This is a genomic window from Actinoplanes solisilvae (assembly GCF_003999975.1).
GTDB lineage: Bacteria > Actinomycetota > Actinomycetes > Mycobacteriales > Micromonosporaceae > Actinoplanes > Actinoplanes solisilvae.
The window spans coordinates 148,730-161,683 of the sequence record NZ_RJAC01000013.1 but is presented as its reverse complement, the minus strand read 5'-3'; the positions used below and the strand labels follow the sequence as shown (position 1 = coordinate 161,683).

General features: G+C 71.5%; 8 protein-coding genes. 7 read left to right on the top strand and 1 reads right to left on the bottom strand.

The features are described from left to right. Positions 1-65 precede the first annotated feature (65 nt). The 7 genes from EER30_RS28540 to EER30_RS28510 all read left to right on the top strand — a co-directional run bounded on the left by EER30_RS28540 (position 66) and on the right by EER30_RS28510 (position 10,157). A complete protein-coding gene (locus EER30_RS28540) occupies positions 66-2,369 on the top strand; it encodes a hypothetical protein (RefSeq protein WP_127503702.1) in 2,304 nt (767 codons plus the stop codon). Positions 2,370-2,412: 43 nt separating this feature from the next. Then, on the top strand, positions 2,413-2,775 hold the full coding sequence (locus EER30_RS28535) for a hypothetical protein (protein ID WP_127503701.1): 363 nt from the start codon (positions 2,413-2,415) through the stop codon (positions 2,773-2,775). Between the two features lie 32 nt (positions 2,776-2,807). Continuing rightward, entirely contained in the window at positions 2,808-4,352 is a 1,545-nt protein-coding gene (locus EER30_RS28530; protein WP_240670354.1) for a dolichyl-phosphate-mannose--protein mannosyltransferase, read from the top strand. A gap of 89 nt (positions 4,353-4,441) precedes the next feature. Continuing rightward, positions 4,442-5,665, top strand: coding sequence for an epoxide hydrolase family protein (locus EER30_RS28525; protein WP_127503700.1), 1,224 nt, complete (start codon positions 4,442-4,444; stop codon positions 5,663-5,665). Between the two features lie 97 nt (positions 5,666-5,762). Further along, the gene (locus EER30_RS28520) at positions 5,763-6,746 is read left to right on the top strand and encodes a redoxin domain-containing protein (RefSeq protein WP_127503699.1); all 984 of its coding nucleotides are present in this window, start codon (positions 5,763-5,765) and stop codon (positions 6,744-6,746) included. A gap of 21 nt (positions 6,747-6,767) precedes the next feature. Beyond that, complete coding sequence (locus EER30_RS28515) at positions 6,768-7,334, top strand: redoxin domain-containing protein (protein WP_127503698.1); 567 nt, start codon at positions 6,768-6,770, stop codon at positions 7,332-7,334. A gap of 51 nt (positions 7,335-7,385) precedes the next feature. After that, a complete protein-coding gene (locus EER30_RS28510; protein WP_349290891.1) occupies positions 7,386-10,157 on the top strand; it encodes an ATP-binding protein in 2,772 nt (923 codons plus the stop codon). Here EER30_RS28510 and EER30_RS28505 read toward each other — a convergent pair. After that, positions 10,154-12,904 (bottom strand): AAA family ATPase, encoded by a 2,751-nt coding sequence (locus tag EER30_RS28505; protein WP_127503696.1) that lies wholly within the window; start codon positions 12,902-12,904, stop codon positions 10,154-10,156. The genes EER30_RS28510 and EER30_RS28505 overlap by 4 nt on opposite strands. Positions 12,905-12,954 lie beyond the last annotated feature (50 nt).

Here is a 12,954-nt window from a genome sequence, read left to right as displayed (position 1 = left end):
ACGACCGGCGCGCGTTGCCCCGCGACGCGTCCCGGTCACCATGACGTACACGGAGGCCCGAACCCATGCAGCGAACCCCCGACCACTCCGTCGGTGAGGCCACCGTACGGATGTCGGCCCTAGAGGTCGGCGATCGGACCGTACGGATCCCGGTCGGCCACGACGAAACGGACACCCGCGTCCTGCCCGCCCCGGTGATCACCACCTGGGAGCCCGCGCCCGTCGAGAAGGAAGCCGCGCAGGATCACCGTCCCGAGTTCGCGATCGCCGGCGTCGTCGCCTCGGTGGCGGGCCTGGCCGGCATCGCGGTGCCCAACGGCACGCTGAGCCTGGCCCTGGTGCTGGTCTTCGCGTTCTTCGGCCCGGGCGCCGCGCTCATGGCGGTCGCCGGCACGCGCAGCCGCCTGGTCTCCTGGGCGCTGACCGTGGCCGGCAGCCTGACCGTGCTCACGCTGCTGTCGGTCGTCACGCTCTGGCTGCAGGTCTGGCAGCCGACGGCCGTGCTGGGCGCGCTGGCCGGCGTCACACTGATCGGCTCGGCGACGCGGTGGATCCGGTTCCCACGCTCGGGATTCCTGAGGCGCGGCGAGGAACCGTACGAGACGGTCGACAACGGCCTCGTGCTGGGCTCACTCCCCTGGGTCACGCTCGTCGCCGCCCTCGGCCTGTGGATCTTCGCGCTGGCCCGGCTCGACCCCGACCAGGTGGGCCTCTACGGCTTCACCGCCGCGCTGGGCGTGCCGTTCGTCGTCGCCGCCGTGCTGCTGTTCATCGGTTTCGCGGTCGAGCTGTTCGGCCGGGCCCGCCCGCTCGTGCTCGGCGCGACCCTGGTCGTCGTGCCGCTCATCATGCAGGCCACGGTTCCGCTGCTGGACGGCACGATCGAGTACGCCTGGACCTACAAGCACCTCGGCGTGGTCGACCTGATCCGCGACAACGGCAGCCTGATCAGCGGCAGCGACATCTACCAGCAGTGGCCCGGCTTCTTCGCCGCGGTCGCCGCCCTCTCGCACGTCTCCGGGGTCGACGCGATCTCGTTCGCGGCCTGGTCGTCGCTGACCTTCGCCCTGATCACGTCGCTGCTGGTGGCCGCGCTGCTGCGCCAGTTCACCACCGACCGGCGGATCATCGCCCTCGCGGTGGTGCTCTTCCAGGCCTGCATGTGGGTCGACATCGGCTACTTCTCGCCGCAGGCCCTGGTCTTCGCGCTCATGCTCGCCTTCTGGGTGGTCGTGACCCGCTGGCTGATCAGCGCGCCCCCGCTGCCGGAGGAGCCCACGGGCCGCATCGGCCGGCTGCGGGCCTGGCTGGTTCGGGGCATGCCGCAGCAGACCGAGACCGACCCCCGCGTACGCCGCTGGGCCGCCCTCGGCGCGACCGCCATCTTCGCCGCGATCGTCGTGACCCACCAGCTCACCCCGCTGCTGATGATGATCCCGATCGTCGCCCTGGCCGTGCTGGGCCTGCTGCGCCCGCGCGTCTTCGTGGTCGGCCTCATCGCGCTCATGCTGGTCTTCTTCGTGCCCCGCCTGGGCTCGGTGAACAGCCAGTACAACCTGTTCAGCTTCGACCTGCTCTCCAACGCGTCGGGCAACTCGGCCAACTGGCGCACGCCGGAGCAGGAGTTCTCGGCCTTCGTGGCCCGCTTCCTGGCCATCGGGCTGTGGGGCGCCGCCCTCATCGCGGTGTTCCTGTCCCGCAAGCGGCTCGGCCGGGTGCTGGTGCCCGCGGTGATCGGCTTCCTGCCGATGGCCACCCTGGTCGCCGGCAACTACGGCGGCGAGGCGATCTACCGGGTCTTCGCCTTCTCGATGCCGTTCGTCGGGCTGCTGATCGGCACGCTCTGGGCCGGCAAGGGACGCCGCGGACTGTTCGCGATGCTCGCGTCGGGCGTGGTGCTGGCCGTCCTGCTGCTGGCCGGTCTTCAGGGCCTGCAGGGTCAGCTCATGGTGCACCAGGTGCGGGCCACCGACATCGAGGCGGCCGAGTACTTCTATCAGAACGCCGAGCCCGGGTCGGGGCTGGTGCTGGTCGCGCCGAACTTCCCGACCAAGCTCGCCGCGAACTACGGCGAGTTCAACCAGGGACACGTGTCGGTCGACATCTCGTTGATCGGGGACCCGCTGTTCACCGGCAGCATCGACGGCGGCCGGCTGCTCGACATCGAGAACTACATCCGCGAGATGGACTACCCGACGAACTACCTGGTGGTCAGCGACGCGATGGACGACTACACCGACTACTTCGGCACGGCCGACGACAACGCGATGCAGTCGCTCGAGACGGCACTGCGGGCCTCCGCCAGCTGGCAGGTCTTCTACCAGGGGCCGGGCGTGGCGATCTTCAAATTGGGTCCCGCCGCCGCGTGAGTGAAAGCACGGTTCGCGCTCCGTGTCCGGTTAGCCTCGAAGTGTGAAGCTGAAGCTGAAACTCGGCAGGAAGCAGATCGCCGTCCTGGTGGTCCTGGGTCTGATCGTCGTCGCCCTGCTCGTCAACCGAGCGGGCGGCGACGAAAACCCGTCCCAGGCGCTCGACACGGCCGCCACGCAGGCCTGCAACGACTTCGCGGCCGGGTTCTCACGGGCCCACAGCGACTCGGCCCGGCTGACCCTGGCCGACAAGGTGACCACGTCGGCGGCCAAGAGCGACAACGAGACCGTACGATCCCGCGCGCTGGAACTCGGCCGAAACGCCGACGAGGGCAACGCGGCGTGGCGTACGAGTGGGAGCGCTCTGACCCAGGCGTGTGAGGACTCCGGCTGGACAGCCCCGTGACCGGAATGTGAAAAGGCCTCTACGATCTCGGGGTGACCACGGCTGTTGAGACCCCGCCCGCTGCCGGCGTGCGCGCCGTCCCCGACGTCGTCCGGCGCCGGCTGGCGACGCTCGACAACTGGCTGAATCCGCACTCGTGGCTGGTCACGTTCGTGATCGTGGCGATCGCGGCGATCCTGCGGCTGAACGGGCTGGGCAGCGCCAAGGGCTACATCTTCGACGAGGTCTACTACCCGACCGACGCCTGGGACATGCTGCAGCACGGCGTCGAGTGGGACGAGAAGATCAACGGCGCCGCGTACGTGGTGCATCCCCCGCTCGGCAAGTGGCTCATCGCCCTCGGCGAGCTGGCCTTCGGCAACACCGAGCTGGGCTGGCGCTTCCCGACCGCGATCGCCGGCACGCTGATGATCCTGATCCTGATCCGGGTCGCCTACCGCCTCTTCCACTCGGTCGTGCTGGCCGGCACGGCGGGCCTGCTGATGACGCTCGACGGCTTCCAGCTCGTGCTCTCCCGGGTGTCGCTGCTCGACATCTTCCTCGGTCTGTTCGTCCTGGCCTCGTTCGCCGCCCTGCTGATCGACCGCGACCACTACCGGCGTCGTCTGCTGCGGGCGCTCGAGAAGGGCTACGACCCCCTTACCACGCCGAAGGCGCCGTTCGTGGTGCCGTGGTGGCTGCTGGTCGGCGGGGTGCTGTTCGGGCTGGCCTGCGGAGTGAAGTGGAGCGCCCTGTTCTTCGCGCCGTTCTTCGCTGCCCTGGTGATCGTCTGGCGGGTGCAGGCGCGCCGCTCGGCCGGGGTTCGCGGGCCCTTCCTGGCCGGCATCATCGGCGACCTGGGGTGGGGCGCCCTCAGCTTCGCCCTGACGGCGGTCTTCTACCTGGCCACCTGGACGGGCTGGTTCGTCACCAACACCGGCTACTTCCGGCACTACCGCGAGGCGAACGGCCTGAGCGAGCCGCCGGTGCTCGGCGCGCTGCTCAACCTGTGGCACTACCACGCCGAGGCGTTCAAGTTCCACAGCGGTCTGACGTCGAGGCACCCCTACCAGTCGTGGCCGTGGCAGTGGCTGCTGCTGGGCCGGCCGGTCAACTTCTACTGGCCCGGCGCCACCGACTGCGGCGCGCCGAGCTGCGCCCGCCAGATCCTGCTGCTGGGCACGCCGATCCTGTGGTGGAGCTTCCTGCCCGCCCTGGCCCTGCTGATCTGGTTCGGCCTGGCCCGCCGCGACTGGCGGGCCTGGGCGATCCTGGTCCCGGCGGCCGCCGGTCTGCTGCCGTGGTTCTACTACGCCATCAAGGACGGCCGGACGATGTTCTCGTTCTACGCCCTCCCCGCCCTGCCCTTCCTGATCCTCGCCGTCGTCTACGTCCTGGGTGCGATCATGACCCCACCAGAGGGCATAGCCCAGGGCGCCGCGCGAACAGATCGCCAGCTCCTGGGCGTGGTGGCCGCCTGCGCGTACGTGGTGATCGTCGCCCTGTGCTTCGCCTACTTCTACCCGATCTTCGTGGGCCAATCGATCCCGCACGAGGACTGGTCGGCCCGCATGTGGCTGGGCGGTCGCTGGATATAGGGCACGTGGCCGACCAGGGAGTCGGCGGGCGCGATGCGGGAGTCCTCGGGGTGAGGCTGATGGGGTCAGCAACCCGCAGGGAGGATCCCATGACCACCACGCATCAGAAGGCCGACGTCGGCACCGCGATCCGGCCGTTCCCGATCGCGTTCGGCAAGACAGACCTCGATGACCTCCGGGCCCGGGTCGTGGCCACCCGCTGGCCGGACCCGGAGCTCGTCGCCGACTTCTCGCAGGGCGTGCAGCAGCCGGTGATGCAGGAACTCGCCCGCTACTGGGCCACCGACTACGACCTGGACCGGTGCCAGGCCAGGCTGGGCGCGCTGCCGAACTTCGTCACCGAGATCGACGGGGTCGACATCCACTTCATCCACGTCCGTTCGCGGCACCAGAACGCCCTGCCGATCGTCGTCACGCACGGCTGGCCCGGCTCGGTCGTCGAACTGCTCGGCATCATCGGCCCGCTGACCGACCCCACCGCCCACGGCGGGAGCGCGTCGGAGGCGTTCGACGTGGTCATCCCGTCAATGCCGGGCTACGGGCTCTCCGGCAAGCCGCGGGACCTCGGCTGGTCGTGCGACCGGATCGCCCTGGCCTGGGACGTGCTGATGAAACGCCTCGGCTACACGCACTACGTGTCGCAGGGCGGCGACTGGGGCGCGATCGTCGCCGACCTGATGGGCGTGCACGCGCCCGAGGGGCTGCTCGGCATCCACACCAACATGGCCGGTGTCGTCCCGCCGGAGATCTCGGCCTACCTGGCGCGGGACGTCTTCGGTGCGGCCGGCCCGCCGCCCACCGGGCTGTCGGAGCAGGAGCAGAGCACCTTCGATCAGCTCCAGTACTTCTTCCAGCGCGGTGTCGGGTACGGCGTGCAGATGGGGACGCGGCCGCAGACGATGTTCGGGCTGGCCGACTCGCCGGTGTTCCTGGCCTCGTGGATGCTCAACCACGACGCGTCCAGCTATCAGGACATCGCCGAGGCCTTCGCCGGTAACCCGGTCGGCAACCTGACCCGCGACGAGGTCCTGGACAACGTCACCTTCACCTGGCTGACCAACACGGGCGTCTCGTCGGCCCGCCTCTACTGGGAGAACACGGTCGGCTTCTTCGACCCGAAGGGCGTGACCGTGCCCGCCGCTATCAGCACGTTCGCGCACGAGATCTACAAGGTGCCGCGCAGCTGGGCCGAGCAGGCGTACCCGAACCTCATCTACTTCAACGAGCTCGACCGGGGCAACCACTTCGCCGCCTGGCAGGAGCCCGAGCTGTTCAGCTCCGAGCTGCGGGCCGCTTTCCGGTCCCTGCGCTAGCACGCGCTGCCCACTCCGACCCTCTCCCGGCGGGCGTCCGGTTGCTTCTTCCCGAAGTTCCCGGCCCGCCGGGAGAGCCCCGACGAACGGAGGAGTCATGGCACCACAACGCCCGGCACCCGTCGGACTGCACACCGTCTCGGCCCGGCTTCCCGTGGAGGGCAAGCTGGCCTCGTTCGACGGCGCGACCGGGTGGCTCAACTCGCCCCCGCTGACCGCGGCCGACCTCGCCGGCAAGGTCGTGGTCGTCAACTTCTGGACGTTCACCTGCATCAACTGGATCCGCCAGCTTCCGCACGTGCGGGCCTGGGCCGAGAAGTACGGCGATCACGACGTGGTGGTGATCGGGGTGCACGCCCCCGAGTTCGGCTTCGAGCACTCCCGCGAGAACGTGCTGCGCGCGGTGCACGACATGCGGATCGACTACCCGGTGGCGATCGACAACGACTACGCGGTGTGGAGCGCCTTCGACAACCACTACTGGCCCGCGCTCTACTTCGCCGACGAGACGGGGCTGGTCCGGCACCACTATTTCGGCGAGGGCGAGTACGACCAGTCGGAGATGGTGCTGCAGCAGATGCTGGTCGACGCGCGGCTGACCGACCACGATCACGAGGTGGTGCCGGTCGAGGCGCTCGGGGTGGAGGCGCCGGCCGACTGGGATCACCTGCGCACACCGGAGACCTATCTCGGCGGCGGGCGTGGGGTGGGACGCCACGACCACGAGCGTCCCGAGTCGCTGAACCTCAACGACTGGGCACTGACCGGCCAGTGGGCGATCGGACGGGAGTACGCCCGGCTCGACCGGGGCGGGGGAAGCATCGCCTACCGTTTCCTCGCTCGCGACGCGCATCTCGTGCTCTCGTCCGGGGCGACCGGGCCGATCCCGTTCCGCGTGCTGCTCGACGGCGAGGCGCCCGGCGAGTCGCACGGCCTCGACGTCGACGACCAGGGTCGCGGCGTGCTGCGCGACGGCCGCCTCTACCAGCTCGTCCGGGTGCACGACACGGTCCGCCCGCGGACGCTGGAGATCACCTTCCTCGAGCCCGGCGCCGAGGCGTACGCCTTCACCTTCGGATAGGCCCGTCAAAGGTGGTCACCGATGCGTTGCGACATAGTCCCCGGCGGTGTCTTCCCCGACTACGCGCTGCCCGATCACACCGGCACCGAGTGCACGCTCAGCGAACTGCAAGGTCACGACCCGATGATCCTCACCCTTTCACGCGGCCATCACTGCCCGAAGGAGCACCATCAGCATCTCGAGCTGGCGGCGTTCCAGGCGACGATCGCGATGGCGCACACGCGTATCGTCACGATCACCACCGACGACCACCACGCGCTGCTGGAGTTCCGCGCCTCCGTCGGCGCCCGGTGGACCTTCCTCTCCGACCCGGGCCGCATCGTGCAGCAGGACCTGGACATCCAGGAGTACACCGACCCGGTCCACGACGCGATGGTCCCGCACACGCTGGTACTCAAGCCCGGCATGGTCATCCACAGCGTCTACAACGGGTACTGGTTCTGGGGCCGCCCGTCGATGTCCGACCTCTGGCACGACCTGCGGTCGGCGACAGCCGAGATCCGCCCCGACTGGGACCTGGGCGCCCGCGGACTGCGCGAGGCCTGGGCTGCGGGTGACACCACGTCCTTCCACCGAGGCCGCCGATAGCACGTTGCCGGTCGTGGCGCCCGGTGGAAGAGTTCGGGCCGACCGGGGGCGGTGTGGGCTGTGTCGGAGAGTGGATCTTGGCCCAGGTTGGTGGGCCGGCGCGACGAACGCGAGATGTTGAGCGTGCTGGTGGCCGCGGCCAAGGCGTCGCGCAGCCAGGTGCTGGTGCTGCGCGGGGAGGTCGGCATCGGCAAGACCGCCTTGCTGGACTTTCTGGCCGAGCGGGCCACGGGTTGCCGGGTCGCCCGGGCGGCCGGCGTCGAATCGGAGATGGAGCTGCCGTTCGCCGGCCTGCACCAGCTGTGCGGCCCCTATCTCGACCGGCTGGAGCGGCTGCCGCCCGTCCAGCGCGAGGCGCTCGCCACCATCTTCGGGCGCAGGTCGGGCCCGGCCCCGGACCGTTTCCTGGTGGGTCTGTCCGTGCTCACCCTGCTGTGCGACGTCGCCGACGAGCGGCCGCTGATCTGTATCGTGGACGACGCGCAGTGGCTCGACCAGGCGTCGGCGCAGGCGCTGGAGTTCGTCGCCCGCCGCATGGGGGCGGAGCCGTTGGCCCTGGTGCTGGCCGCGCGCGAGTCCGACGCCAGGCTGGCCGGGCTGCCGGAGCTCGTGCTGCTCGCGCTCAACAACCGCGACGCGACCGACCTGCTGGAGTCGGCGGTGAACGGCCCGCTCGACCCGCGCGTGCGCGACATCATCCTCGCCGAATCGCACGGCAACCCGCTCGCCCTGCTGGAGCTGCCGCGCGGGATGGTGGCGGCCGAGCTGACCTTCGGCGGCCTTCCCGAGCCGAGCGGCGCGACGCCTCCGATCAGCCGCCTCGAGCAGCGATTCGTGCGCCGGCTGGAGTCTCTTCCGCAACCGTCCCGGCGACTGCTGCTGACCGCGGCCGCCGAGCCGATCGGCGACGTCGTGCTGCTCTGGCGCGCCGCGGAGCACCTGGGCGTCGACGCTACGGCGGCGGCACCGGCCGTCGCGGCGGGGTTGATCGAGCTGGGCGACCAGGTCCGGTTCCGGCATCCGCTCATTCGTTCGGCCGTCTATCAATCGGCGAGCCCGGAGCAGCGCCGGGAGGTCCACCGGGCGCTGGGCGACGTCACGGACCAGAGAATCGATCCCGACCGCCGGGCGTGGCACCGGGCCCGCGCCGCCGTAGGGCCCGACGAGGCCGTCGCGCGGGAACTCGAGCAGTCAGCCGGCCGCGCGCTGGCCATGGGCGGGACAGCCGCTGCGGCCGCGTTTTTCGAGCGGGCGGCGGAGCTGACGCCGGACCCGGCTCAGCGGGCCGAGCGGTCGCTGATCGCCGGGCAGTTCAAGGCCGGCGCCGGAGCCTTCGAGAGCGCCCTGGCGCTGCTGGCGGACGCCGAGGCGGGACCGATCGACGAGGCCGGACGGGCTCGGATCGACCTGCTGCGCGGCCAGATCTCGTACAATTCGAGCCACGGCAACGAGGCGCTTCCCCTGTTGCTGGCCGCCGCCCGCCGGCTCGAACCGCTGGACCTCCCGCTCGCCCGCCAGACCTATCTCGACGCGTTCTCGGCCGCGCTGTTCGCCGGGCGCTTCGCCACCGGGCCGGGCACCGGCATGCTGCAGGTGGCCGAGGCCGCGCGGCGAGCACCGATGCCGGAGACGCCCGGCAAGGCCGACCTGCTGCTCGACGGCATGGCCCTGCTCTACACCGAGGGATACCCGGCGTCGGCGCCTCGGTTGCGGCGCGCGGTGCGGGCCTTCGGTGCCGAGGATCTCGACCTCGACGAGGCGCTGCACAGCGCGTGGGTCGCCGCGGTCACCGCCGTCGACCTGTGGGACGACGTGCACTGGGACGTGCTGAGCCGGCGGCATCTCGACGTCATCCGCCAGTCGGGGGCTCTCAGTCTGCTTCCGCTCGGGCTCGCCAGCCGCGCCATCTTCGACATCCACAGCGGCAACCTGACCGCGGTCGCCGCTCTCGTCGCGGAGATGCGGTGGGTCGCCCAGGTGACCGGCGGCGAGAACACCCTCACGCCCATCGCCGAGTCGTGGCTCGCCGCCCTGCGAGGTCACGAGAAGCAGGCCGAACGGCTGATCGGGAACACGATCGACGACGCGACCGCCCAGGGCCAGGGCGTGGGCCTGACCATGATGCTCGCCGCGCGCGCCGTTCTCGCCAACGGCCTAGGCCGCTACGAGGAGGCGCTGAACGCGGCCCGCGCGGCGATCGTCGATCCGCTCGAGCTCGGGCCCACGAAATGGGCGCTCGCGGAACTCGTCGAGGCGGGCGTGCACAGCGGGAACCGCGAGGAGGCAGCCACCGCGTTCGAGCAGCTGTCCGCGATGACGAACGCCAGCGGCACGGAGTACGCGCTGGGCGTCGCCGCGGGGCGAAGTGCGCTGTTGCACGAGGGAAGCGCGGCCGAGGACTGTCACCGAGAAGCGATCGAGCGGCTCCGGCAGACCAGAATTCACGTCGAGCTCGCCCGCGCGCGGCTGCGGTACGGCGAATGGTTGCGCCGGGAAGGCCGCCGTGTCGACGCCCGGGTGCAGCTCAGGGCGGCGTACGACGCCCTGAGCGCGATGGGTGCCGAGGCGTTCGCCGATCGGGCGCGACGGGAGCTCTCCGCCACCGGCGAGACGGTGCGCAAGCGCACGGCGGAGCCGACCGGCGAACTGACCGCACAGGAAGCCCACATCGGGCGGCTGGCCGCGGACGGCCTCACCAATGCGGAGATCGCCGCCGCGCTGTACCTGAGCCCCCGCACCGTCCAATGGCACCTTCGCAAGATCTTCCCGAAGCTGCACGTGACCGCCCGCTGGCAGCTGCGGCAAGCGCTGGGGAGCGGTTAGTCGCGGTCGGGCAGGGCCCGATGCAGCTGCCGGCGCGACGTGATGCCGAGCTTGGCGAAAACCTTGCGCAGATGCCATTCCGCGGTGCGGGCGCTCAGGAACAGTTGCGCGCCGATCTCGGGATTCGACAGGCCCGCGCGGGCCAGCCGGGCGATCTGCTCCTCCTGCGGGGTGAGCTCGTCGTGGGCCTCGGCGGTGCGCTGGGGCACCTTGTCGCCGACGCGGACCAGCTCGCGGCGGGCGCGGCCGGCGAACGCCTCCATGCCGATCGCCACGAACATGTCGTACGCCGTGCGCAGTTGCTCGCGGGCGTCGAGGCGCCGGCCCTCGCCCCGCAGCCACTCGCCGTGGACCAGGTGCGCGCGGGCGAGCTCGGGGCGCAGCGGGGTGCGGCCCAACCGGTCGATCGCCTCGCGGTGCAGATCGGCGGCCGTGTACCCGTCGCTGAGCAGCGCCCGGCTGCGGGCCTCGATGCCGAGGGCGAGGTCGTTGCCGCAGGGGCGCGTCGTCGCCGTCAGCCGTTCCAGCGCCTCCCGGGCCTGGTCGGTGTCCCCCGCGCGGGCGGCCGCCTCGACGAGTTCGGGCAGCGCCCACATCGCCATCCACGGGTTGTAGCTGTCCACCGTGGCCCGCTGACCCGCCGGCAGCGCCTTGCCATAGCGTCCGAGGCCGTTGTAGAGAACCGCGGCCGCCCAGTTGCCCCAGGCCGAGGCCATGCCCTGTCCCTGCGTTCCGGCCTGGGCGATCGCGCGGGCGATCGCCGCGTTCGCCTCGGCTTCCCGCCCCTGCAGCGACCGCAGCCTCAGCAGGGTGTACGGCGCCATGTGGCTGCCGGTGGCCGCCGCGACACCTTCGCTCTCCGCGATGATCGCGGCGGCGCCCGGAAGGTCGCCCATCCACGTCGTCGTGATGCCCAGCTGCGCCAGGTAGATCGACAGCAGCGCGAGCGCGCCAGCGTCGCGGACCAGCCCCACCATGCGGGCCGAGATCGCGTGCATCGCCTCGACGTCCCACACCAGGGCGCTCGCGCTCGTGGCCATCCAGCCCCACCGCAGAACGTCCGGCAGCGGGATGTCGGCCAGGGCCGCTACCGCGCGCTGCGAGACCGGGGCCCCGGCGGCCGGCCCGCCGATGCTCGTCCGGGCCAGCCCTTCGAGCAGCAGGGCCAGCGCGCTGGGCGGTCCCGCCCGCGGCGGGAGAGCCTGAGCGGCGCGGGAGATCTCCAGCAGCACGTCGCCGCCGGCCGCCCCCGCGAGGCCCGCCGCACCCCAGGCGATCAGGTACGTCTCGCGCGCGAGTTCCCGGTCGAACGACTCGATTTGCCGGGCGGCCCGCAGCAACAGCGGAGGGGCATCGCTGCCGAAGCCCGAGGCGAACGCGGTGTGGCCGCGCACCAGGCCGGCCATGGCCGACTGGAACTCGTCGATCGGTCCGGACTCCGCCGTGCCCACCAGCGCCCGGGCCGCCTCGAACGCGCCGACCTGCAGACACGCCTGCGACGCGGCCAGGGCCCGCTGCGCGCGTCGCGCGGGCTCGGGCGTCAACTCGACCGAGCGCCGCAGGAACGCCGCCGCCGCGGCGAGCCCGCCGCGAGCCTGCGCTCGGCCGGCCGATTGCTCGAGTTCGGCGGCGACGTCCTCGTCGGGCCCCGGCGCCGCCCGGGCGCGGTGCCAGGCGTGCCTGTCCGGGTCGGCCTCGGCGTCGGTGGCCACGGCCAGGGCGCGATGCACCCGCCGGCGGTCGTCGAGCGACGCGGCCCGATAGGCGGCCGATCGCACGAGAGGGTGCGCGAACTCGACCCGACGCCGCATCCGCAACAGACCGGCGTCCGTGGCCGGGGTCAGGGCGGCCGCGTCGATCCCCAGCACCGCGGCGGCGGTCCACAGCAGCGCGGGATCACCGAGCGGCTCCGCGGCCGCGACGAGAACCAGCAGACGGGAGCGAGGAGGCAGCAGAAGCAGGCGCCGCGTGAAGCTCTCCTCGATCTTGCTCACCAACGGCCGGGTGCCGGGCAGTCCGAAGCCGCCCGCGATCTCGGCCGGGGTGTGCAGGCGGGGCAGTTCGAGCAGGGCCAGCGGGTTGCCGTGGCTGTCGGCGACGAACTGCTCGACGATCGCCGGGTCCAGCCGCCCGTGCACGTGAGCGAGAAGCAGCGTGCGGGCCTCAGCGTCGCCGAGTCCGCGGACCACCAGCTCGGGCAGGCCGGCCAGAACCTCGTCGCCCGCGCCGGTGCGCGCGCCGCAGACCAGCGCCACCCGCTCGGCCAGCAGGCGGCGCCCGACGAAATTCAGGATCTGTGCGGTCTCGTGATCGAGCCACTGCGCGTCGTCGACGAGGCAGGCCACCGGGCCGTGCTCGGCCGCCTCGGCCATCAGGGTCAGTGTGGCCAGGCCGATGAGGAACCGGTCGGGCGGCGGACCCGCGCTCAACCCGAACACCGTCTCGAGCGCACCGCGCTGCGGCTGCGGAAGCGCGGTCAGATGACCCAGCAGCGGGACACACACCTGATGGAGGCCGTTGTAGGCCAGCGCCATCTCCGACTCCACGCCGACGGCCCGGGTCACGCACCAGCCGGCGAGCAGTCCGGACATGAAGTCGAGCAGGGCGGACTTGCCGATGCCGGGCTCGCCGCGCAGGACCAGGACCCGGCTGCCCCCGGCGGCCACCTCGCTCACGAGATGGTCGAGGGTCGCGCACTCGGCCCGGCGCCCGAGCAGCCTTTCGGGCCGATCTGTTCCAGCCGCCACGGCGGACCTCGCCTACCAGGGCATTCTTGAAGCTTCTAAGCCTAGACCTG

Excerpts from the sequence above, each read along its gene's own strand:
- EER30_RS28540 (WP_127503702.1), top strand. The coding sequence starts at position 66 with ATGCAGCGAACCCCCGACCACTCCGTCGGTGAGGCCACCGTACGGATG.
- EER30_RS28525 (WP_127503700.1), top strand. The coding sequence starts at position 4,442 with ATGACCACCACGCATCAGAAGGCCGACGTCGGCACCGCGATCCGGCCG.
- EER30_RS28520 (WP_127503699.1), top strand. The coding sequence starts at position 5,763 with ATGGCACCACAACGCCCGGCACCCGTCGGACTGCACACCGTCTCGGCC.
- EER30_RS28515 (WP_127503698.1), top strand. The coding sequence starts at position 6,768 with ATGCGTTGCGACATAGTCCCCGGCGGTGTCTTCCCCGACTACGCGCTG.